General features: G+C 62.7%; 23 protein-coding genes. 12 read left to right on the top strand and 11 right to left on the bottom strand.

The genetic code is table 11. The annotated features are described in order from the left end of the window. Positions 1 to 4: 4 nt before the first annotated feature. The 3 genes from HMPREF9697_RS05180 to HMPREF9697_RS05190 all read right to left on the bottom strand — a co-directional run bounded on the left by HMPREF9697_RS05180 (position 5) and on the right by HMPREF9697_RS05190 (position 2,729). Positions 5 to 538: a hypothetical protein gene (locus HMPREF9697_RS05180; RefSeq protein ID WP_002716111.1), complete on the bottom strand. Its 534-nt coding sequence runs from the start codon at positions 536 to 538 to the stop codon at positions 5 to 7. A 188-nt stretch (positions 539 to 726) separates the two neighbouring features. Next, positions 727 to 1,194 (bottom strand): DNA polymerase III subunit chi, encoded by a 468-nt coding sequence (locus tag HMPREF9697_RS05185; RefSeq protein ID WP_002716112.1) that lies wholly within the window; start codon positions 1,192 to 1,194, stop codon positions 727 to 729. 32 nt (positions 1,195 to 1,226) lie between these two features. Beyond that, on the bottom strand, positions 1,227 to 2,729 hold the full coding sequence (locus HMPREF9697_RS05190) for a leucyl aminopeptidase (protein WP_002716113.1): 1,503 nt from the start codon (positions 2,727 to 2,729) through the stop codon (positions 1,227 to 1,229). Between the two features lie 458 nt (positions 2,730 to 3,187). Here HMPREF9697_RS05190 and lptG point away from each other — a divergent pair, with 458 nt between their 5' ends. From lptG to HMPREF9697_RS20335, 7 genes are all read left to right on the top strand, one after another. Further along, on the top strand, positions 3,188 to 4,270 hold the full coding sequence (gene lptG, locus HMPREF9697_RS05195; protein ID WP_002716114.1) for an LPS export ABC transporter permease LptG: 1,083 nt from the start codon (positions 3,188 to 3,190) through the stop codon (positions 4,268 to 4,270). A gap of 50 nt (positions 4,271 to 4,320) precedes the next feature. Next, positions 4,321 to 6,762 (top strand): LPS-assembly protein LptD, encoded by a 2,442-nt coding sequence (locus HMPREF9697_RS05200; RefSeq protein ID WP_002716115.1) that lies wholly within the window; start codon positions 4,321 to 4,323, stop codon positions 6,760 to 6,762. A 67-nt stretch (positions 6,763 to 6,829) separates the two neighbouring features. Continuing rightward, the gene (locus HMPREF9697_RS05205) at positions 6,830 to 7,774 is read left to right on the top strand and encodes a peptidylprolyl isomerase (RefSeq protein WP_002716116.1); all 945 of its coding nucleotides are present in this window, start codon (positions 6,830 to 6,832) and stop codon (positions 7,772 to 7,774) included. Positions 7,775 to 7,779: 5 nt separating this feature from the next. Next, positions 7,780 to 8,790 carry a 4-hydroxythreonine-4-phosphate dehydrogenase PdxA gene (gene pdxA / locus HMPREF9697_RS05210; RefSeq protein ID WP_002716117.1) on the top strand — a complete coding sequence of 337 codons (1,011 nt, stop codon included), beginning with the start codon at positions 7,780 to 7,782 and terminating at the stop codon, positions 8,788 to 8,790. Next, entirely contained in the window at positions 8,787 to 9,641 is an 855-nt protein-coding gene (rsmA, locus tag HMPREF9697_RS05215) for a 16S rRNA (adenine(1518)-N(6)/adenine(1519)-N(6))-dimethyltransferase RsmA (protein ID WP_002716118.1), read from the top strand. The genes pdxA and rsmA overlap by 4 nt, the downstream gene beginning before the upstream one ends. A gap of 9 nt (positions 9,642 to 9,650) precedes the next feature. Then, positions 9,651 to 10,715 (top strand): alcohol dehydrogenase catalytic domain-containing protein, encoded by a 1,065-nt coding sequence (locus HMPREF9697_RS05220; RefSeq protein WP_002716119.1) that lies wholly within the window; start codon positions 9,651 to 9,653, stop codon positions 10,713 to 10,715. 225 nt (positions 10,716 to 10,940) lie between these two features. Further along, positions 10,941 to 11,987, top strand: coding sequence for a hypothetical protein (locus tag HMPREF9697_RS20335; protein WP_002716120.1), 1,047 nt, complete (start codon positions 10,941 to 10,943; stop codon positions 11,985 to 11,987). On the opposite strand, the gene gmk is transcribed toward HMPREF9697_RS20335, so the two are convergent. Next, positions 11,884 to 12,534 (bottom strand): guanylate kinase, encoded by a 651-nt coding sequence (gmk, locus tag HMPREF9697_RS05230; RefSeq protein ID WP_002716121.1) that lies wholly within the window; start codon positions 12,532 to 12,534, stop codon positions 11,884 to 11,886. The genes HMPREF9697_RS20335 and gmk overlap by 104 nt on opposite strands. A 5-nt stretch (positions 12,535 to 12,539) precedes the next feature. Next, positions 12,540 to 13,427 (bottom strand): YicC/YloC family endoribonuclease, encoded by an 888-nt coding sequence (locus tag HMPREF9697_RS05235; protein WP_002716122.1) that lies wholly within the window; start codon positions 13,425 to 13,427, stop codon positions 12,540 to 12,542. Here HMPREF9697_RS05235 and HMPREF9697_RS21630 point away from each other — a divergent pair. Next, on the top strand, positions 13,411 to 13,533 hold the full coding sequence (locus HMPREF9697_RS21630) for a hypothetical protein (protein WP_283804952.1): 123 nt from the start codon (positions 13,411 to 13,413) through the stop codon (positions 13,531 to 13,533). The two genes, HMPREF9697_RS05235 and HMPREF9697_RS21630, sit on opposite strands and share 17 nt — an antisense overlap. Positions 13,534 to 13,547: 14 nt before the next feature. Here HMPREF9697_RS21630 and mltG read toward each other — a convergent pair whose 3' ends face one another. From mltG to fabD, 5 genes are all read right to left on the bottom strand, one after another. Further along, a complete protein-coding gene (gene mltG / locus HMPREF9697_RS05240) occupies positions 13,548 to 14,906 on the bottom strand; it encodes an endolytic transglycosylase MltG (protein ID WP_002716123.1) in 1,359 nt (452 codons plus the stop codon). 91 nt (positions 14,907 to 14,997) lie between these two features. Beyond that, positions 14,998 to 16,263, bottom strand: a complete 1,266-nt coding sequence (gene fabF / locus HMPREF9697_RS05245) for a beta-ketoacyl-ACP synthase II (protein WP_002716124.1) — start codon at positions 16,261 to 16,263, stop codon at positions 14,998 to 15,000. An 84-nt stretch (positions 16,264 to 16,347) separates the two neighbouring features. Next, positions 16,348 to 16,587, bottom strand: a complete 240-nt coding sequence (locus tag HMPREF9697_RS05250) for an acyl carrier protein (protein ID WP_002716125.1) — start codon at positions 16,585 to 16,587, stop codon at positions 16,348 to 16,350. 396 nt (positions 16,588 to 16,983) lie between these two features. Beyond that, entirely contained in the window at positions 16,984 to 17,721 is a 738-nt protein-coding gene (fabG, locus tag HMPREF9697_RS05255; RefSeq protein ID WP_002716126.1) for a 3-oxoacyl-[acyl-carrier-protein] reductase, read from the bottom strand. Positions 17,722 to 17,738: 17 nt separating this feature from the next. After that, entirely contained in the window at positions 17,739 to 18,695 is a 957-nt protein-coding gene (gene fabD / locus HMPREF9697_RS05260) for an ACP S-malonyltransferase (protein ID WP_002716127.1), read from the bottom strand. Between the two features lie 386 nt (positions 18,696 to 19,081). Between fabD and rpsF the strand changes: the two genes are divergently transcribed. The 4 genes from rpsF to rplI all read left to right on the top strand — a co-directional run bounded on the left by rpsF (position 19,082) and on the right by rplI (position 21,536). Then, on the top strand, positions 19,082 to 19,537 hold the full coding sequence (gene rpsF, locus HMPREF9697_RS05265; protein WP_002716128.1) for a 30S ribosomal protein S6: 456 nt from the start codon (positions 19,082 to 19,084) through the stop codon (positions 19,535 to 19,537). A 5-nt stretch (positions 19,538 to 19,542) separates the two neighbouring features. After that, positions 19,543 to 19,782 carry a 30S ribosomal protein S18 gene (gene rpsR / locus HMPREF9697_RS05270; RefSeq protein WP_002716129.1) on the top strand — a complete coding sequence of 80 codons (240 nt, stop codon included), beginning with the start codon at positions 19,543 to 19,545 and terminating at the stop codon, positions 19,780 to 19,782. 146 nt (positions 19,783 to 19,928) lie between these two features. Next, a complete protein-coding gene (locus tag HMPREF9697_RS05275; protein ID WP_002716130.1) occupies positions 19,929 to 20,888 on the top strand; it encodes a DUF2232 domain-containing protein in 960 nt (319 codons plus the stop codon). A 54-nt stretch (positions 20,889 to 20,942) separates the two neighbouring features. Further along, positions 20,943 to 21,536: a 50S ribosomal protein L9 gene (rplI, locus tag HMPREF9697_RS05280; RefSeq protein ID WP_002716131.1), complete on the top strand. Its 594-nt coding sequence runs from the start codon at positions 20,943 to 20,945 to the stop codon at positions 21,534 to 21,536. A gap of 155 nt (positions 21,537 to 21,691) precedes the next feature. Here rplI and HMPREF9697_RS05285 read toward each other — a convergent pair whose 3' ends face one another. Continuing rightward, a complete protein-coding gene (locus HMPREF9697_RS05285) occupies positions 21,692 to 22,453 on the bottom strand; it encodes a hypothetical protein (protein WP_002716132.1) in 762 nt (253 codons plus the stop codon). Positions 22,454 to 22,568: the final 115 nt, after the last annotated feature.

Consider the following 22,568-nt stretch of genomic DNA (forward strand, 5'->3'; position numbering starts at 1 on the left):
CACATCAGTGCTTGCGTTTGGAATGCTTGGCCGGTTTTTTCGATGGTGGCGGGGCCTGAACGGCGTCGATGGCCGTGAGGCGGCCCGAGGTGAACGTGTAAATTCCGGGCCGCGGACCTTGCGTATAGGTCAGCACCGTCTGACGCTCGCCACGCTCGTTCGTCGCGATGTTGACGTTGTTCGGTGTGCCAGCGGCACGGGCCACGTCGCATTCGGTATGGCCGAGCGCAACCGTACCGACGGGCTGCTGCGGCGGAGCAGATGCATCAGGCGGCGCGCCAGCCTGCTGCGCGTTAGCGTCAGCTGGAAGACCAGCCGGCGCCATGCCAGGGCATGCACCTTCCGCGGTGATGAGGTCATCCGGAGAAACCGGCTTGTCGGTATGCAACGGTGGCGTCTCAAGCGACAGCGATTTGGTGCCGAAGATTCGGCCGGGCCGCTGAAACCATTCCTGGTCTTTAAGTGAGTAGTCACTCAGCGTTCCACCACAACCGCTCATCATCGGCGCGATGATGAGTGCAGCCAGCGCTGCTTTCATCACGGATCGAGACACAGAACTCTTCAATTCAATCAATCGCAAAACTGGAACCCCCGCGTTCCGTTTCATTTCGATGACAGCAGATCATCTGTGACGGCAAACACCCGTCCCCTCGGGCGCTTGCATCATCACTTTGCGGCACGATGGTGGCTAACCGCAAGCATCAAAAAGGAAAGATCGCTCTATCCTTAACCGCCGCCGCGTAAATCCTTGCGCTGCCAGCGGCCTCGCTCGTCTGCCTGCCAGTAGGTCTGTTCGAATCCCCTCGCCTTGCAATCCATCCACGCCGTGCGCGCCGCAGCAAGCGCTTCATCGTCATCGCCGTTGAAGATGAGAACGATGCGCTGATACGCGGAACAGTCCGCAGGCACCGATGCGCCATCGACGAGAAAGCAAACCGATGCGCCGTTGGGATTGGCGTCGTTCACCGTCAGCACCACCGGCTGGTTGCCGGCATCCGCTTCGCGCCATGTAGCGTGCGGCAGGAACGAATCGTCGCGGTACGTCCACAGATGCGAGTCGAGCATTTCGGCGCGCTCTTCGGAGCCTGCCTGCACGACGACGCGCCAGCCGCGCTCGAGCGATTTCTCGAGCAGCGGCGGAAGCACGTTTTCCAGCCTCATATCCTGCAGGTGATAGAACAGGACTTCCGTCATCGTCACCGGACTCCGGCGCTGGATCGCAAACGTTAGCGCTTGGCCTCGTAATGTTCGGCGACGAGGTGATCGAGCAGCCGCACACCATAACCCGAGCCCCAGCTCGTGTTGATGTCGCTCGACGGCGCGCCCATGCCGGTGCCCGCGATATCGAGATGCGCCCACGGCACATCATCGACAAACCGCTGCAGCAGTTGGGCCGCGGTGATCGAGCCGCCCCAGCGTCCGGCCGCGTTCTTCATGTCGGCGAACTTGGAATCGATCTGCTTGTCGTATTCGGGACCGAGCGGCATGCGCCAGACGCGCTCGCCGGTGGCATCGCCGGATTTCGACAGGCGCTCCGACAACTGATCGTTGTTGGAGAACAGGCCCGCATATTCGGTGCCGAGCGCAACCATGATCGCACCGGTCAGCGTCGCGAGATCGACCATGAACTTCGGCTTGTACTTCTGCGCGACGTACCAGAGCACGTCGGCGAGCACGAGGCGGCCTTCCGCGTCAGTGTTGATGATCTCGATGGTCTGCCCCGACATTGTCTTGACGATGTCGCCAGGGCGCTGCGCGTTGCCGTCCGGCATGTTCTCGACAAGACCGATCGCGCCGACGACATTGACCTTCGCCTTGCGCGCGGCGAGCGCATGCATCAGGCCGACCACGCAGGCCGCGCCCGCCATGTCACCCTTCATGTCTTCCATGCTGCCGGCCGGCTTTATCGAGATGCCGCCAGTATCGAAGCACACGCCCTTACCCACGAACGCGACGGGCTTGTCGGATTTATTGGCCGCGCCGTTCCAGCGCATCACCACCATGCGACCTTCATGGTACGAGCCCTGCGAGACGCCGAGCAGCGCCCCCATGCCGAGCTTGGTCATCGCCTTGACGTCAAGAATATCGACCTGAACACCGAGCTTGCGCAACTGCGCGGCGCGGCGCGCGAATTCGGCGGGAAACAGCACGTTCGGCGGCTCGTTGACGAGTTCGCGCGCGAGCAGAACGCCGTCGACGATGTTGGCGTCGCGCGTAAACGCCTTGCGCGCAGCCGCAACGTCCGCGACCGCAACAGATACCTGTGCGGCGAGCGCCTTGTCCTTGTCCTTTGTCTTGGTCTTGTAGCGATCGAATTTGTAGCCGCGCAGACGTGCGCCCGCAGCAATGCTCGCAGCCTGATGCGGCTTCATCGGACCGCCCGGCAGTTCGGCAACAATCATGACCGCGGTCACGCTCGATCCGAGCTTGCCGGTCACAGCGCCGCCGAGCTTGATGAAGTCCTCTTCCTTCACCGAACCGGCCTTGCCGGTACCGGAGACGATCAAGCGCGCGGCCTTCAGGCCCTGCGGCGCGAGGATGTCGAGCGCCGAGCCGCTTTTGCCCTTGAAATCGGACGCCGCCGCGGCGCGCTTGATGGTCTCCTCCGCGCCCGCAAGCAATTTGCGGCTCGCCGGACCGAACTTCATCGATTCATCGGTGAATACGACGAGGACGCCCTTCGGCGCGGTAGAAAACGGGACAAAGCCGACCTTGACGGCGTCGGTCATGGGGAATCCTCCAAACTTGAACGTGCGGCTGGATGCTGCGGCGGGAGCGCTCACTATATGCGCCTCCGCCCCGGCCCTGCAAAGTGCCGGGCGAGAGCCGCTTCATCACGATTGCGGACGCAGATACCCCGAATCGTGACGCGAAAGTCACGCAAACAGGTTTTGTTAACCACTCTGCCTGCGCTGCCTTAGGTCAGCCATTTTATCGGCAGATCAACAGGATAGTTGAGTTATAATAAACTTCGAACGATACCGGCCCGAGGGGGATTTCGGCCTCACGGCCAGATCCGGACCGGCATCGTGCGGAGACACTGGGGATACTGCTGTTCGATGGCGTCGATTGTTATCGCCTGCGCAGGGCCGGCCACCACGCCGGACCCGGCCTTTGGTCGTCGCGCAATCCTCGCGCGACAGGCCTGCGTGCTGACGCAGCGCTGCGCAAATGAGCGATCAGCCACATGCTGACCACCACCCTCGCCCGCTATTTCGCCAAGCGTTTCATCATCGCCTCGCTCGCGGTGTTCCTCGGCATTTTCCTGCTGCTGGTTCTGGTCGACTACATCGAAATGGTGCGCCGGACCTCAAGCATCGCGACCGCGTCCGCCTTTATGGTCGCGGAAACTTCGCTGTTTCGCGTGCCGCAATTGCTGGAGCGGCTGATGCCGTTCTGCATTCTGATCGGCGCGATGTCCTGCTATCTCGCGCTATCGCGAAGCCTCGAACTGGTGGTGGCACGCGCCGCCGGGATTTCGGCGTGGCAGTTCATTACCCCTGCCCTGGTCGCCGCCCTCGTGATGGGCGTGCTGGCGACAGTTGTTTACAATCCGATTTCGGCCGCGATGCAGGAACGCAGCAAGGAGATGGAGGCGCAGCTCTTCTCCAACGGCGGCGTTCAGGACGTCGCTCAGTCCTGGGTCAATCAGGTCACCTCGGAAGGCCAGTCCATCATCAGCGCGGCGCTGAGCCAGAATCAGGGCACCCGTCTGTCGGGCGTGACGGTCTTCCGCTTCAACCCGGACGGCAGCTTCCGGGACCGAATCGAAGCCCGTGAAGCCAATCTTGAGCCCGGTGAATGGCGGCTTGGCGGTGCTCGAATCTATTCCATGACGGCCGCGCCGGCGTCTCAGGAGAATCTTCCGCTGAAGACCAATCTGACGCCCGCCCAGGTGCGGAACAGTTTCGCCACCCCCGAAACTGTGTCATTTTGGCAACTTCCCGAGTACATCCGGTCTTCGGCAAGCTCCGGTCTGGCCACAGCGGGTTACCGCTTGCAGTACCAGAAGCTGCTCGCAAGGCCGTTTTTGCTGGCCTCGATGGTGCTCGTCGCGGCCGCTGTCAGCCTGCGGTTCTTCCGCTTCGGCGGCGTGCAAAAGATGGTTTTAAGTGGCGTGGCAGCGGGCTTTCTGCTCTATGTCCTGTCGAAAGTAACCGAGGATTTAAGCAAGGCCGAGTTGATGCATCCGCTCGCTGCCGCATGGCTCCCTGTCTGTGTGGGCGGCCTGACCGGCTTTTTGGCCTTGCTGCATCAGGAGGACGGGTAGTGGCTGGTTTTGCCGCCCTCCATCGACGGACGCCTGAGTTCAGGCGGCGCATGAGGCTGCGCCGCTATCGCTTCGCTATGTCCGCCGTTCTGATGCTCGGCGCGGGCTCGCTTGCCCTGCCCGGTTCCGCCACGGCCGCCACCAACAATTTCGTCTACAACAAGCGTCCCCCGGTGCCGAAACCGCCGAAGGACAAGAATGCCAATAACGGGCAGATGCTCGTGAAGGCGCTCGAGATCAATTACGACTACAACAACAACCGCGTCGCCGCCGTCGGCAACGTGCAGATCTACTACAACGGCTCGACCCTCGAGGCCGACAAGGTCATCTACGATCAGAAGACCAAACGCCTTCACGCCGAAGGCAACGTCCGTCTCACCGAGGCCGACGGCAAGGTGGTGAACGCCAACCTGCTCGACCTTTCCGACGACTATCGCGACGGCTTCGTCGATTCGCTGCGTCTCAATACGCCGGACGAAACGCGCATGTCGGCGGCGCGCGCTGACCGCAGCAACGGCGATATCACCATCTTCCAGAGTGGCACCTATACCGCCTGCGCCGCCTGCCGCGATCATCCCGAACGTCCACCGCTATGGCAGGTGAAGGCCGCGCGCATCATCCACAACAAGACCGAGCAGATGCTCTACTTCGAAGATGCGAAGGTGGAGTTCTTCGGTCAGCCGCTCGCCTATCTGCCGTATTTCTCGACGCCCGACCCGACCGTGAAGCGCAAAACCGGCTTCCTGATGCCGTGGGCAGGCTACAACTCGTTCACCGGCTACGGCGCCGAGATTCCGTTCTACTGGGCGATCGCGCCGAACTACGACATGACCATTTCGCCACGCATCATGTCGCGGCAGGGCGTGCTCGGTCAGATCGATTTCCGCCAGCGTCTCGTCAACGGTGCGTATGAAATCCGCGCCTATGGCATCCATCAGCAAGATCCGGACGCCTATGCCGGGCAGGTTGGCGACCGCAACTGGCGCGCTGGCCTCGATTCGAACGGTCAGTTCGCGCTGAACGACAAATGGGTCGCGGGCTGGACCGCGGTGATGGCGACCGACAATCGCTTCTTCAGCGATTACAAGCTCGGCCCCTACAAGAACCCGCTGGGCTCGTTCCTGCTGACGCCGACCGAAGGCGTCTCGCAGGTGTACCTCACCGGCGTCGGCAACCGCAGCTACTTCGATATCCGCTCGCTCTATTATTACGGCTTCAACGCAGCCGACGTGCAGAAGCAGATTCCGATCGTCGCGCCGGTCATCGACTACAACAACGTCCTGAACCAGAACGTGCTGGGCGGCGAATTCAGCTACAAGGGCAATTTCGTCAACCTAACGCGCGGTCAGGCGAACTTTGATGCGATCTCTGCGACTTCGCAGGCTGTCGGCAATACAACCTGCCTCAGCGCCGATCCGTCTGCAAAAACGCCTGCGAACTGTCTGCTGCGCGGCGTACCTGGCGACTACACCCGCTTGTCGGGTGAGGCACAGTGGCGTCGGTCCTTTACCGACTCGTGGGGTCAGATTTTCACGCCGTTCGTGTCGCTGCGCGGCGATTTGATCCACGCCAATGTGGCCAACGATCCCACAAACAGCGTTGGAAACTTCATCACTCCGGGCGATCATCAAGAAGCCCGCCTGATGCCGGCGATCGGCCTCGAATATCGCTACCCGTTCATCAACGTGCAGCCGTGGGGTACCACGACGATCGAACCGATCGCGCAGGTCATCCTCCGCCCGAACGAGCAGAAGGCTGGTCAGCTGCCGAACGAAGACGCACAGAGCCTGACTTTCGACGACACCAATCTGTTCAGCGTCAACAAATTCTCCGGCTGGGACCGCGTCGAAGGCGGCGGCCGTGCCAACGTCGGCGTACAGGCGACGACGCAGTTCGACCGCGGCGGCACCATCAACGTGTTGTTCGGCCAGTCCTACCAGCTCTACGGCCTGAATTCGTACGCGGTACAGAGCCTGACGAACACCGGCCTCGATTCCGGCCTCGACAAAGCTGCCTCGGACTACGTCGGCCGTGTCGCCTACGCGCCCAACAAGATCTTCAGCCTGACGACACGCTTCCGGCTCGACGAAGCGACCATGGACGTGAAGCGGTTCGAAGCCGAGGGACGCGCCAATTTCGATCGCTGGTCGGTGAGCCTGCTGTACGGCAAGTACGCGGCGCAGCCCGAACTCGGCTTCCTGACCGAGCGTCAGGGCTTGCTCGGCACCGGCTCATTCAAGCTCGCCGCCAACTGGCAGGTCTCGGGCGGACTGCGCTACGACATCGCCAACGACAAGGTGAACCAGTACATCGTCGGCGCCGGATACGTGGACGATTGCTTCCTGCTCGCCGTCAATTACGTGACCGACTACAATTACACCACGATCGGCAGCCTCACCCCTGTTACCGATCACCGGGTCATGTTCCAGCTCAGCCTGCGCACCATCGGCGGAACTTCGATTTCGCAGAATGTCTCCTCGTACACCCAGTGACATAATTGTGGTCGATTGCACCTCTACGGTGCATTTTTCGACCCGTGGTGAAACCGACAGCAATGTGATGATGAACGCGACATTCCTCTCTGTTTTTACCCGCCGCCTCGTTCTCCCGATCGTAACCTTGCTGACGCTTTTCGCGGCGATGCCCTCCGCACGCGCGCAGGCTGTGGTCGTGATGGTCAATGGCGCACCAATCACGACCTACGATATCGAGCAGCGCTCCAAGCTCGTCGCCCTGACCACGCACAAGACGGCCCCCCGTCAGGAAGTCATCCAGCAGCTGATCGATGATCGTCTCAAGATCATCGAAGCGAAGAAGTTCGGCATCAACCTGACCTCGTCGGACATCGATTCCTCTTTCGCCTCCATGGGGCAGCGGATGGGAATGTCCCCGGATCAACTGGCCAAGGTTCTCACTGCGCAGGGCGTGCGGCCCGAAACCATGAAGCTGCGCCTACAGGCCGACATGGCCTGGGGTGCGCTCGTGCGTGGCCGCTACAAGCAGAGCCTGATGGTCGGCGAGCGTGACGTGCGCGCGGCGGCCGGCGGTGATACCTCCCCGCAGGAAACCGAAAGCTACGAATATCATTTGCGCCCGGTCGTAATCTTCGTGCCGCGCGGATCGTCCCCAGCGGTCGTCGAGCAGCGCAAGAAGGAAGCCGAACTCATTCGCTCCCGCGTGCAGAGCTGTGCGGAAGCCTCCACCACATTCAAATCGCTGCGTCAGGCCACCATCCGCGACACCATCGTCAAGACCTCGGCTGACCTGCCTGCGAATTTGCGCCAGCTTCTCGACAAGACTCCCGTCGGCCAGATGACCCCGCCGGAAGTGACCCGTCAGGGCATCGAGATGGTTGCGTTGTGCGACCGCAAGGTGACCACGGCGGACACGCCTGCCAAGCGCGAAGCGCGTGACAAGCTATTCGCTCAGAAATATGAAGCGAAGTCGAAGTCCTATCTGGCCGACCTTCGCAAGGGTGCGATGATCGAGTACAAGCAGAAATAAGGCAGATGCATCACGCCCCGCTCGCTCTCACGATCGGTGAACCCTCCGGGATCGGGCCTGACATCACGATTGCCGCGTGGCTGAAGCGCAGCGCTGAAAATCTTCCTCCGTTCTATCTGATCGGCGATGCCGACCTGATCCGCCGCCGGGCCGCCTTGCTTGGGGAGCAGATCGAAATTGCCGAAACATCGCCGCAGGACGCCGCCGGGATTTTCGCGCGAGCCCTGCCCGTCGCGCCAACCGGCCACACCGCGACCGGCACGCCGGGTAGGCCCGACGCCACCAGCGCATGGGCTGCGATTGCCTCGATCGAACAGGCCGTCGCAGACGTGAAGGCGGGCGTCGCTTCCGCCGTCGTCACCAATCCCATTGCCAAGAGCGTCCTCTATGAGGCGGGCTTCAAGCATCCCGGCCACACCGAATTCCTGGCGGAGCTTGCCACGGCGCATGGCAAGACGCCCAAGCCCGTGATGATGATCTGGTCAGAGACGCTCGCGGTCGTGCCCGTCACGATCCATCTGCCACTGCGCGAGGCGATTGCGGGCCTCACGACTGATTTGATTCTCGAAACCGCGCGTATCGTCGCCGCTGACATGAAGTACCGGCTCGGACTGCACGCCCCCCGCCTCGCCATTGCCGGACTCAATCCGCACGCGGGCGAAGGCGGCTCGCTCGGCAAGGAAGACGACGCCATCGTCGCGCCTGCCGTCACGCAATTACAGCGCGAAGGCATCGACGCACGCGGCCCGCTGCCCGCCGACACCATGTTCCATGAAGCCGCGCGCAAGACCTACGACTGCGCGATCTGCATGTATCATGATCAGGCGCTGATCCCGGTGAAGACGTTGGCCTTCGACAGCGGCGTCAACGTCACGCTCGGGCTGCCGTTCATTCGCACCTCGCCGGACCACGGCACCGCGTTCGACATCGCGGGCAGCGGGCGCGCCAACCCGTCGAGCCTGATCGCCGCGCTGCGCCTCGCCGCCCGCATGGCGCGCACGAACGCCGCATCATGAGCCAGATCGACGATCTGCCTCCGCTGCGCGAGGTCATCCGCAAATACGATCTCGCCCCGCGCAAGTCGCTCGGCCAGAATTTCCTGTTCGACCTCAACCTCACCGCGCGGATCGCGCGTGCCGCGGGGCCGCTCGACGACGCTACCGTTATCGAGATCGGTCCCGGCCCCGGCGGGCTGACACGGGCATTGCTCGCGACCGGCGCGAAGCGCGTGATCGCGGTCGAGCGCGACGACCGTGCCATTCCGGCGCTGGAGGAAATCGCGCAGCATTACCCTAGCCGTCTCGAGATTGTGCATGACGACGCCATCGATTTTGACCCGACTGCGGTTCTCAATGGAGAGCGCGCCAAAATCGTCGCCAACCTGCCCTACAACATCGCGACCCTGTTGCTGACCGGCTGGCTCACCACTGAGCCCTGGCCGCCGTGGTTCGATATGATGGTGCTAATGTTCCAGCGCGAAGTGGCCGAACGTATTGTCGCGCAAGAGGACGACGACGCCTATGGCCGCCTCGGCGTGCTCGCCAACTGGCGCGCCGAAACGAAAATCCTGTTCGACATCGCGCCTGGCGCATTCGTGCCGCCACCGAAGGTGACATCGTCCGTCGTGCGTCTTGTGCCGCGACAGGCTCCTGCCCCATGCCCGCGTCGCGCATTGGAACAGGTCGCCGCCGCCGCTTTCAATCAGCGCCGCAAGATGCTGCGCCAGAGCTTGAAGCCGCTCGGCGTCGATCCGGCGCTGCTCACCGAAGCCGCCGGCGTCGATCCGACACGGCGCGCGGAGACGGTGCCGATCTCCGGATTCGTGGCGATGGCCAATCGCCTGTCCGAACTCAAGCAGTCTGGCTGAAGACGCATCATGGCTTTGATGCATCGCCAATCGCTTGTTCAATTCGCAGCGCCGGTCTGCGAGACGGTTGCAGACGTGCCCACACCGCAAGGCGGCGAGGTGCTGCTACGCGTGGCGAAATGCGGCCTCTGTCATTCCGACCTGCATTTGCAGGACGGCTTCTTCGACGCGGGCGACAATCAGCGGATCGACATCACGCGTGGCATCAAGCTGCCCTTCACGCTCGGCCATGAAATCGTCGGCACCGTCGAGACGACCGGCCCCGATGCTCCGCGCGATATCGTTGGACAACAATGCGTCGTCTTTCCATGGATCGGCTGCGGCACCTGTCGCGACTGCATCAACGGCGACGAAAATCTCTGCGCTCGCAACCGCTATCTCGGCGTGGCGATCGACGGCGGCTTTGCAAGCCATGTCCTCGTGCCCGACAGCCGTTACCTTCTCCCTTATGAGCCGCTGCCGGCAGGCTTTGCTGCCGCGTTGATGTGTTCCGGTCTCACCGCCTATGGCGCGTTGAAGCGCGCTCTTGCGCATCCACGCCGTCGCAATCTCCTGCTGGTCGGCATGGGCGGCGTCGGGCTGATGGGACTCGCAATCGCACGCCCGATGGCTATCGACACTGTCGCCGTCGCTGATCTCAGCGAGGCCGCACGCGCCGCTGCGCTCGATGCAGGCGCCGCGACGGCTTACGATCCTGCGGCGCGGGAGACGGCCCGCCGCATGCTGAAAGACAGCGGTGGCGGTTTCGACGTCATCATCGACTTCGCGGGCAGCGAATCCTCGATGGCATTCGCGATGGGCGCGCTCGCGCGCGGCGGCAAGATCATCGTGTCTGGCCTGATGGGTGGTGCCTTCAACATGCCTGTGGTGAGCTGGGTTCACAGGCGCATGAGCATCGAAGGCTTCATGACCGGCACGCTCAACGAAGCGCGCGAACTGCTCGACCTCGCCCGCACGAGCCGCATCGCGCCGGTACCGATGCATGAAGCGCCGATGCGCGACGCGGCGCACTGGATGGAGCAATTGCGCAAGGGCGGCGTGACCGGACGGATCATCCTTACCAACGACGCGTGAAGCGGACGTCACGCATCTACAGTAAAACGCACGTCCCGCATCTCGCATGAACGGCTCAGCTGTGATCCGCCCGAGAAGCATGATCGAGAGCGTTCTGCGCAGGTTCCCAGCGCCCCAATTTCGTCCCGGGCGGTTCGCATTTGCGGCCCATTGCGGCCCTTCTCGTTGACGACGATCCCTTTAACGCATCTGCGCACGACGCCACGATCCGACGTGGGGGGAACCATGACAAACCGGACTTTCAAGCTCGCGGCAGCCGCCCTGAGCGTTTTCATCGGCGGCCTGACGCCGTCTCTCGCACAACAACCGCCGGCGGCTTCCACACCGCAGGCCGCTGCTACAGCCGACGCCTGTCAGGCGTCACCCAAAGGCGTCGCGCCGCAAGGCAAGCATTGGTACTACCACACGGACCGCAGCGCTGGCCGCAAGTGCTGGTATCTCGGCGAGGTTGGAATGAAGACGACGACATCGGCCGCGGCAAAACACAAACCTGCACCGCCTGCCGAGGCCGACGCCGCGCCGTCGCCACAACAGAACGCCTCTGACACGCCGACCAGAACTGAACCGGCCGCAAAGGGTACGCCTCTGGCCGCGTCCGCTACGGAGACCGCAACTGATCCGGGAGCGGAGAGCAACACGACAGCACAGCCGGCACCCGACGCCATCGCCGCTGTGCCTGCCGCAACGCCGCTGCTCACTGAACGCTGGCCTGCCGCCGATGCCTTCCGTCCGAGCCAGACAACCACAGGTCAGTCGACGCCGCTTGCGAACGCACAGCCTGCGACGTCCGAAACGCCAGCAGCCGCACCCACACCGTCGGAAGCAACTCCGGGAGCAGCGACGCCAGCAAACACCCCGGCGGCCAGCCAGCCAGCTGACCTCACGCCTTGGCGCGTGATCTTCGGCGTCTCGTTTCTCGTCCTGGCGCTGATCGCGATCCTTGCGCTCGTCACCTTCCGATATTTCTGGCGCACAGACGACAAAGCCCGCAATGTCCCCGGGCGGCTTCGCAACATCTGGGGCGATGACAAAGACGAGACGGCAGCCGCGCCGTCCTACGCAGAAATGATAGCGCCATCCCGTCGAACACCTGCGCGCACACCACAGGATCTCGACGAAATCGAACAACTCCTGCGTCGCGCCGCGCGCGAGCCAAATCCGGAAAACGTTATTTCTCTAGCTGATCCTGCAACCCGCGCACGAACGCCGATAGCCCCGTCTGCCGCTCGCGCTTCAGCCGTTCGGCACGCAGGATCGTTTCGACCTCGCTGAATGCCTGATCAAGTTCGTTGTTGAGCACGACGTAGTCGTATTCGGCCCAATGACTGAGCTCGTGAGCCGCGCGGTCCATGCGGCCACGGATTACCTCGTGAGTATCCTGCGCACGGGTGTGGAGTCGTTTTTCCAGATCCTGCGCCGACGGCGGCAGGATAAACACGCTGACCACGTCCGCCCGCGCCTTCTCGCGCAATTGCTGCGTACCTTGCCAGTCAATGTCGAACAGCACATCCTCACCGGCGGCCAGCGCCTTCTCCACCGCATGGCGCGGCGTGCCGTAATGATTGTCGAACACAGGCGCATGTTCGAGCAATTCGTCGGCACGCACCATCTGATCGAAGCGCGCCTTGTCGATGAAATAATAATGCTCGCCCTCGACCTCGCCCGGCCGCTTCGCGCGCGTGGTCACTGACACCGACATCCGCAGGCCCGGCGTCTTTTCAATCAGCATGCGCGACAGCGTGGACTTGCCCGCACCGGACGGTGACGACAACACGAACATCAGGCCACGCCGCTCTCCGGCGAGCGCATTGCGAACCATCGCCTTCACTCCAGATTCTGAACCTGTTCGCGGAACTGCTCGACGATGTTCTTCATCTCGAGGCCGATATTGGTCAATTCAATATCGTTCGACTTCGAACAGGTGGTGTTCACTTCCCGGTTGAACTCCTGCGACAGGAAATCGAGTCGCCGACCGACCGGGCCGCCCTTCGACAACAGTTCGCGCGCCTGCGCGACATGAGATCCGATCCTGTCGAGTTCTTCGCGGATGTCGGCCTTGGTCGCGATCAGCAGCGCCTCCTGAGAAAGCCGGTCGGAATCGAAACGATCCGATGCATCGAGCAGCGTTGCGATTTGCTCGGCGAGGCGCGCCTTGATCGCTTCGGGCTTGCGACCCGGCGCGGCTTCGGCTTTTGCCGCAAGAATCTCAATGTCATTGACGCGCTGGGAGAGAATTTCGCCGAGCGAGGCGCCTTCGCGCACGCGCATTTCGACAAGACCCTGCAACGCCGTTTCGAACGCAGCTCCCGCGGCAGCCTTCGCGGCGGCAATTTCGCTCTCGTCGCTTTCCGGCTCGACGATATCGATCACACCCTTCACCGCGAGCAGGCCATCAACAGTCGGCGGCATCGCGCCCGCTTTCAGCGCGAGTTCGCGGGCGACCTCGAGCACCGAAGCGAGAATGTCCTCGTTGATCCGCGCGACCGATGCAGATCCTGCACGCTTGACGGAGAGATTGGCGTAGACTGTGCCGCGCGACAAAGCCTCTCCGGCCCGCTTGCGCACGATGCTTTCCAGATCGTCCCACCCCTGCGGCAAGCGCACCCGCAGATCCAGACCCTTGGCGTTGACCGACTTCAATTCCCATTCGAACGTATAAAGTCCGCTGGTGCCGTGGCTTCGCGAAAAGCCGGTCATGCTCGACAACGCCATTGTCGAAAAACTCCGTTCAGATCAGGTGGATTCGTTGGGCGTGAACCGCCGCGACCATACCCTGAATTGGGTCATGGTGCAGACCGTTTTGACGCCCATCCCTTGAGATTTTTCGGGAATTTAGCGCGTGGCGGAAGGCGCGTCCGCCGCGGCGTGGGCTGACGGCGGAGCCGGCTTGGTATGAGATGCAGGCTTGCGGCCCTGCGGCATCGCCGAGATCACACCCGCCCATGCATCGTTCGCCTTGGGCGCAGCCGACTGCTTGCCGTGAGACGCTTTCGGTGAGGCCTTCGGCGTAGCACGCTTGGCGGGCGCCGCCGGCTGCGCGGCAGGAGGCTCAGCGGTTGCGCCTGACGGGACCGCGACCGGAGGCGGTACGTCGTCCGGTTCAGCCGCGTCGTTCTGCTGCCGCTCGATCGAGCGCAGTTTCGCAACCGCCTTCTGATGCTCGTTGTAGCTCTCGGTGAACGTATGCCCGCCGGTACCGTCAGCGACGAAATAGAGATCACGCGTGCGTGCGGGGTTCGCGGTCGCCTCCAGCGAGGCGCGGCCCGGATTGGCGATCGGTCCCGGCGGCAGTCCTTCGATGACGTAGGTGTTGTACGGCGTCGGCTGCTGGATTTCGCTGCGCTTGATCGGTCGTCCGAGCGTGCCCTTGCCACCGACAAGGCCGTAGATGATCGTCGGGTCGGACTGCAGCTTGATCTTCTGGCGCAGCCGGTTGACGAATACTGAGGCGACGCGACTGCGCTCGTCGGCGCGGCCGGTTTCCTTCTCAACGATAGAAGCCAGCGTCACGAGTTGTTCCGGCGAGCGCAGCGGCAGATCGGGATTGCGATGCTCCCATACCTCCCCGAGCAGCCGCTTCTGCGCCTGCTGCATGCGCTGGATCACCTGCTCGCGCTGCGTGCCGCGCGGAAACTTGTAGGTGTCCGGCAGCAACGTACCTTCGCGCGGCACCTCGCGCAGCGAGCCCGTGAAGATGTCGTTGTCCTGCAGCCGCTGAACGATCTGCTCCGACGTCAGCCCTTCCGGAATGGTGAAGGCATGCTGCACCACCTTGCCCTCGACAATGGTGTCGATGACGTCGGACAGACTCGCGTTTTTCCGAAACAGGAATTCACCCGACTTCAGCGAGGTGCGCGCGTTGAGTGCCAGCACACCGCCGATGAAGCTCCACCGGTCCGCCTTGGTGACGCCCTCGCGCAGCAGAAGATCGCCGATATCGGTCATACCCGCGCGCGGCGGAATATTGACGACCTTGTCCTCGGTCAACGGCCCTTTCGCCGACAGCATCTGCTTGCCGTAGACGTAGAGCCCGCCTGCGCCGAGAATCAGCACCAGTAGGATTGTGATGATGGCGTTGCCTGCGACCACGAGCGGATTGCGCGCACTGTCGGAGCGCTTCGGAGGCGGAACCTGCTGCGGCTCAAGTGCCGCACGCGGACTGCGCGGTTCGATGGGTGGCCTTTGACTCATGTCCGAAATCCGAATCCGTTCTGGCCCGATCTCTCGCACAGACTTGGGCTCGCAATATGACCGAAACTTCCCCGGCGGTGAAGCCGAGGGATCAGTTCACGACCCGTTTCATGATCAACGATGCATTGGTACCGCCAAAGCCGAACGAGTTCGACAAGACGACATTGATCTCGCGCGACTTGGCCTTGTGCGGCACAAGATCGATGGCCGTCTCGATCGACGGATTGTCCAGATTCAGCGTCGGAGGCGCGATACTGTCGCGCAGCGCCAGCACGCAGAAGATCGCCTCCACCGCTCCCGCGGCCCCGAGCAGATGACCGATCGAGGATTTGGTCGACGACATCGACACCTTCGAAGCCGTATTGCCGAGCAACTTCTGCACCGCCCCCAGTTCGATCTCGTCCCCGAGCGGCGTCGAGGTGCCGTGGGAGTTGATGTAGTCGATATCGGAGGCCAGGAGGCCCGCGCGCTTCATCGCCGCACTCATGCAGCGATAGGCGCCGTCGCCGTCGGAAGCCGGTGCGGTGATATGATAGGCATCGCCGGACAGACCATAGCCGACGATTTCGGCGTAGATTTTCGCGCCGCGCTTCTTGGCGTGCTCGTATTCCTCGAGCACGACAATGCCCGCGCCCTCGCCCATCACGAACCCGTCGCGATCGACATCATAGGGGCGCGACGCGGCGGTCGGCTTGTCGTTGAATTTCGTAGACATCGCGCGCAGCGCGCAGAAGCCCGCCATCGCCAGACGATTGACCGGCGATTCCGCACCGCCCGCGACCATTACATCGGCATCGCCGAGCGCGATCAGGCGTGACGCATCGCCGATCGCGTGCGCGCCGGTCGAACAAGCAGTGACGACCGAATGGTTCGGTCCCTTGAGGCCGTGCTGGATTGAGACGTAACCGGACGCCAGATTGATAAGGCGTCCCGGAATGAAGAAGGGCGAGACCTTACGCGGGCCGCGCTCGTGCAGCAGCACTGCCGTCTCGCCGATACCCTCGATGCCGCCGATGCCGGAGCCGATCAGCGTGCCGGTCGCGCAGCGTTCTTCTTCGGTGGACGGATGCCAGCCGGCATCGTTGAGTGCCTCGGATGCGGCCGCCATCGCGAAGACGATGAAGTCGTCGACCTTGCGCTGCTCCTTCGGCTCCATCCACAGATCGGGATTGAAGGTGCCGTTGGTGCCGTCGCCGCGCGGCACGATGCAGGCAATCTGACTAGTCAGGTCGGACACATCGAAATGCTCGATCTTCCGTGCGCCGCTTTCGCCGTTGAGGATACGTTTCCAGGTCGGCTCCACGCCGCCGCCCAGCGGCGAAACCATGCCGAGGCCGGTGACGACCACTCGCCTCATGTCAGATGCTCCGATGTGCCAAACAGAAAGACGGCGGGCCGTTGCGCACAACAACCCGCCGACATCAGCTACCGCAGAAGGAGCTTAGCTCTTCGCGTTCTTTTCAAGGAACTTGGTGGCGTCGCCAACCGTGAGGATGGTCTCCGCCGCGTCGTCCGGAATCTCGCAACCGAATTCTTCTTCGAAAGCCATCACCAGTTCGACCGTGTCGAGGCTGTCGGCGCCGAGATCGTCGATGAAGCTCGCCGAGTCCACCACTTTCTCCGGTTCGACACCGAGGTGCTCCACAACGATCTTCTTCACGCGCTCGCCAATCTCACTCATCGTTTTCAACCTCGTGTTTGCTTCGTTTAACCCGATCGTAAAACGATACGAGCCGGTGTTGACCTTCTAAAACTCTATGCCGTCCGCCCAGTTCGATCCACGTACCCGCAGACCGTCAGTCCCCTGCGAACCTCAACAGATGGCGCTCCGGGAATATACAGGGTTTTGATTTCCTGCAACGACGTTCTTCCCTTGCGCGCCCGCTCCAAAACAGTAAGCCGTTTTGCAGCGAATCCCCGCCCCGATCCTGAAGTCTGCCCGGTCGAAAATTTTCCCCCATGCGACCGGAAATCGCGCAACGAGATGACCTTCGAATAGCACAGGTCGGGGGTCTTGGCCAAGCCGGGAGCTCGCGCCAAACCGTCACAAAACGGCTTTAAGCACTCCCTAAGGCACTCAAATCATTGCCATTCCACCATTGACGTGGATAGTCTGGCCGGTGACGTAGGCCGCCTCGTTGGAGGCCAGATAGACGGCTGCGGCCGCGATGTCGTCGGGCGAACCGAGCCGTCCCGCCGGAACCTTGGCGAGGATGCCTTCCTTCTGCTTGTCGTTGAGCGCATCCGTCATCGCAGTCGCAATAAAACCGGGTGCGATGCAGTTCGCCGTCACGTTGCGCCGTGCATATTCCTGGGCAATCGACTTCATCATGCCGATCAAGCCAGCTTTCGATGACACGTAATTGACCTGCCCCGCATTGCCGGTGACACCGACCACGGAGGTGATGCCGATGATGCGGCCGAAGCGCTTGCGCATCATCAATTTGGTCGCCGCACGCGCCAGACGAAACGTCGCAGTGAGATTGACGTCGATCACCTGATCCCAGTCCTCATCGCGTAACTGCACGAACAGGTTGTCCTTGGTGATGCCCGCGTTGGCGACCAGGATATCGAGTTGCCCCATAGCTTTCTCGGACGCAGGCACCAGTGCCTCGACCTCATCCTTGTCGGACAGATTGCACGGCAGGACGTGAACACGCTCCTTCAATTCACCGGCAAGCGCATCGAGCACTTCGCGCCGGGTACCCGAGATCGCGACCGTTGCACCCTGCTTGTGCAGCGCCTTGGCAATTGCGTTTCCGATGCCGCCGGTCGCGCCGGTGACGAGCGCGGTCTTGCCTGTCAAATCGAACATTCGAATTCTCCCTGAAATCACCCTCGCGCAGCGGCGATCGCATCCTTCGCGGCAGCAATGTCGCCGGGACCGCCGACCGCCACGCCGACGGCACCGTCTGCAATGCGCTTCACGAGGCCCGTAAGCACCTTGCCGGAACCGATCTCGAGAAAATGCGTGACGCCATGAGCAGCCATATAAGCCACGCTTTCGCGCCAGCGCACCGTGCCGGTGACCTGCTCCACCAGCCGCTTCCGGATTTCATCCGGATCGGTGATCGGCGCGGCCAGCACGTTGGAGACGACCGGCACCACCGGCTTGTTGACCGTAACCTTCGCAAGCGCTTCGGCCATCGCGTCGGCCGCCGGCTGCATCAGGCGGCAATGGAACGGCGCGGACACCTGCAACAGCATGGCGCGCTTGGCACCCTTCGCCTTAGCGATTTCCACCGCGCGCTCGACCGCAGCCTTATCGCCCGACACCACGACCTGACCGCCGCCATTGTCGTTGGCGGCCTGACAGACCTGCCCCTGCGCGGCTTCGTTCGCCACCGCCACAGCGGTCTCGTAATCAAGCCCGAGCAACGCCGCCATCGCGCCGACGCCGACCGGCGTCGCCTTCTGCATCGCGGTGCCGCGAATCCGCAACAGCCGCGCCGTATCCGCAATCGAGAGGCTCCCCGCCGCCGCCAGCGCCGAATACTCGCCCAGCGAATGGCCAGCAACGAACGCAGCATCACGCGCGAGATCGATGCCTGCCTCCGTCTCCAGCACCCGCAGGGTCGCCAGCGACATCGCCATCAACGCGGGCTGGGTGTTCTCGGTGAGCTGGAGCGCCTCCGCGGGGCCCTCCCAGATGACGGTGCTGAGTTTTTCGCCAAGTGCCGAATCGACCTCGTCGAACACCGCGCGCGCGGCCGGGAAAGCTTCGGCGAGCGCTTTGCCCATGCCGACGGCCTGTGAACCCTGTCCCGGAAATGTAAATGCTGCCGTCATGAATGGCCTCCCCAAGTCGGGTGGTAAGACACCGCCAAGCCATAAGATGTCAAGCTGACGACACGGAACGGCTGACAAATCCCCGTTTTTGGGGTCCGTTTCTGTCAAAGAAGCCCTTAAATGCCTCGATTTTCGAGCCAAAACCGGCTCAAATCACCTTGCCAATGGCCGCAAATCGCCTATAAAGCGCGCATCCGTGGATCCCGGCCGGGAGCTGAACGGACGGTCTCAGCAATCTTCATTTCTGAAAACGAAATTGGGTTGATGCGACAGGGCCAGTTGGTCCGTCGTCCCGTGCTTCCGCCTTCTGAGCAATATCGAGGTCCTTTCCGAAGGTCTCGAAGGGCTTGCCGCCAGGAACCGCGCTAACACTGGAAAGGACTCCCATGCCTCTTTACGAGCATGTTTTCCTCGCGCGCCAAGACGCGAGCGCCCAACAGGTCGAAGAATTCACCACCCAGATCACCGGCGTGATCGAAGGTCTCGGCGGCAAGGTTGCCAAGACCGAAAACTGGGGCGTGCGTTCGCTCACCTACCGCATGAACAAGAACCGCAAGGCTCACTTCGTGCTGCTGAACATCGATGGCCCGGCTGCGATCGTTTCCGAGATCGAGCGTCAGGAGCGCATCAACGAAGACATCATCCGTTATCTGACCGTGCGTGTCGACGAGCTCGAGGAAGGCCCTTCCGCAATGATGCGCAAGGCCGACCGCGATCGCGAACGCGACGACCGTGGCGGCGGCTTTGGCGGCCGTGGTGGCGACCGCGATGGCGGTTTCCGCTCCGAGCGCGGCCCGCGCCGTTCGCGTGACGACGAAGCAACCGCATCGGTAGAGGAGTAAGACACATGGCTGACGCTGGTGCACGCCGCCCGTTCTTCCGCCGTCGCAAGACCTGCCCGTTCACGGGTCCGAACGCGCCGAAGATCGACTTCAAGGATTCCAAGCTGCTGATGCGTTACGTGTCCGAGCGCGGCAAGATCGTGCCGAGCCGCATCACTGCCGTGTCGGCAAAGAAGCAGCGTGAACTCGCCCGCGCCATCAAGCGCTCGCGGTTCCTGGGCCTGCTGCCTTACGTGATCCGCTAAGGCGAACGATTCCGCTCCTCATCCCACGGGATGAGGAGCAAACTCCGCGCTTCACAAGAAGCGATTTTTCATAACACGGCAGCGACAGCGGTCGTGGATGGTTGGGGCAAACGGCCTCTAACCGCTCGAAGGGGGCGGGACAGCTGATGATGGCAACGATTTTCATTGCACTGGCGGCCGCGCTTGCGTCGGCCACGATGTTCGCCTCGATTGCGTCGGGCGCGGTGCTGTCGCTTGCGCTGTTCTATCTCGCACCACTGCCGTTGATGGTGGTCGCGCTCGGCTGGGGATCGCGGATCGCGGCCATCGGCGGCGTGGCCGCGGTGCTCGGCCTCGGTGCCATCTTCGGGCCGATGTACATGCTGGCCTATGGCGTCATGGTCGCCCTGCCCGCACTTTGGCTCGGCCATCTCGCGCTGCTCGCACGTGCTTCCGATAACGACGCATCTCCGTCCACACTCGACTGGTACCCAGTCGGCCGCATCCTCGTCTGGACCGCAGGTTTCGCGAGTCTCACCACCGCCGGCGCGCTTCTTACTCTTGGTACCGACGTCGATACGATCACCGCGGTGATGCGCAAAAGCCTGACGCATCTGTCCACCGTCGCAAACCAGAGCGGGACCGCCAATAATGCGACCCCCGACCCCGTCATCGAGGCGCTGGTGTCGATCGCACCTGGCGCGGCGGCACTGGTGGCGATGCTGACCCTGACGCTCAATCTGTGGCTCGCCGCCAAGATCGCGCAGACTTCCCAGCTTCTGAAGCGTCCATGGCCGGATCTGCGCACCACCGAGATGCCGCAGCCGGTGCTCGCTGCGCTCGCCATCGCGCTCGTATTCAGCTTCTTCGGCGGGCTGACCGCGCTGGTCGCCAAGATCGTCAGCGCCTCGCTGCTGCTCGCCTATGGCATGACCGGCTTTGCGGTCCTGCACACCGTGACCCAGGCCATGGCCGGGCGCTCCTTCATGCTGAGCGGGATCTACGCCCTTACCCTCTTCATCGGCTGGCCGCTTGCGGGCGCCGTCGTACTCGGCCTCGCCGACGCGGCCTTCGGCATCCGCCGACGCTACTGGCGAAAGCAGGACGGCCTGCCCGACCCCAACTGAACTTCAACCTTCACCTCAAGAGATTCCTCTATCAGCCTTTCCAAGGAGAACATCATGGAAGTCATTCTGCTCGAACGCGTCGCCAAGCTTGGCCAAATGGGCGACATCGTGAACGTCAAAAACGGCTACGCCCGCAACTTCCTGCTCAAGCGCCACAAGGCGCTGCGCGCGACCGCGGACAACCGCGCAAAGTATGAAGGCATGAAGGCTGACCTCGAGGCGAAGAACATCGCCGCCAAGGGTGAAGCCTCCAAGGTCGCCGAGAAGATCGAGGGCCGCAACGTCATCGTCATCCGCCAGGCGTCCGAGAGCGGCCAGCTCTTTGGTTCGGTTTCGGTGCGCGACATCATGGCGGCGCTGGCAGCCGACGGCGTTTCGCTCAGCCGCCAGCAGGTTCTGCTCGAGCATCCGATCAAGACTATCGGCCAGCACAAGATCACGATCGCCGTTCACCCCGAGGTCGAGATTCATGTGACCGCCACCGTGGCCCGCAGCGAGGCGGAAGCCGAGCGTATCAACCGTGGCGAAGACATCAGCACCCGTCAGGAAGATCAGGATGCGGCAGCGGAAGCGATCGCTGCGGCCGGCGAGTTCTTCGATCCGGAAGCGCAGGACCACGGCGAGGAAGCGGCTCCGAACGAGCAGTAAGCTTCATTCCACCGCAATCGCGATCAATCCGGCCCGGAAACGGGCCGGATTTTTTATGTGGTTTGAAAAAGGACCGGCGTGTAGCACGCCAAAAAAAGGGCTGCGGATGCAGCATCCACAGCCCTTCTGATGCAAACGGCTTTCGCCTGAAGCGTTTATTGCGGTGCCTTGTCCGGCGCAGGCGCGGCCGGAGCCTCCGCAGGCTTCGAGTCCGGCTTTGCTTCCGTTTTGGGCTCGATGTTGAAGACCGGCATGTTGGAGGACGCAGGCTTGTCCTCCTCCGGCTTCTTCACGGGCGCGTTGTCGGACGCGGCAGGTTTGGCGTCGGGCTGCGCTACCGGCTCGGCCGGTTTCTCCGGTGCGGCGGCAGGCTTACTGCTCTCGGCGGGTGCCTCCGGCTTCGGCTCGTCGGACTTCGGCCTGGACGTATCTTTCGGCTCATCCTTTGCCGGAGCATTCTTCGGCTTGCGCTTGTCAATCTTTGGTTTTTTGACGTCGGCCTCGGACGCGCCTTCTTCCTTCGGCTTGGCCACATGACCGCGCACGGGCCTCTCGGCTCCGATATGCCGCTCCTGCCTGTCCTCCGGCTCGCGACGCTTCGGCAACGTCCGGGATTCTCGTCCCTCGCGCGTGAGGTCGTCGCCCGCCCGCCTGTTCGCCGCACCGTTCGACAGGACGTAGGCGCTCATCGCGCCCGCCATGTCGACGCTGGTCGTATAATGCTGGCGCAGGAAGCCCGGGAGCGATCCGGGAGCGACGCTCTTCAGCAGCCCGTGCGGGCTCTTGTGACAGACGGCACACGTCGCGGCGAAGATTTGGGCCGGGGTCTTACCGGCCTCCAGATTCTGCGCCGCTGCCGGACCGGCAGCGCTCATCCAAAGCACCGCCGCCGCCAGACTAAGCGTTCGCCTCGACATCGTGATCTCCAGAAACTGCTCGACCGGCAACGGCCCTGCCGGGAGTTCAAATGATCGTAAGACAAGTCCTTAGCGGATAATCCGCGGAATGGAAACGCTGAGAATGCAACACTCT

This window comes from Afipia felis ATCC 53690 (genome assembly GCF_000314735.2).
In the GTDB taxonomy this organism is placed as follows: Bacteria; Pseudomonadota; Alphaproteobacteria; order Rhizobiales; family Xanthobacteraceae; genus Afipia; species Afipia felis.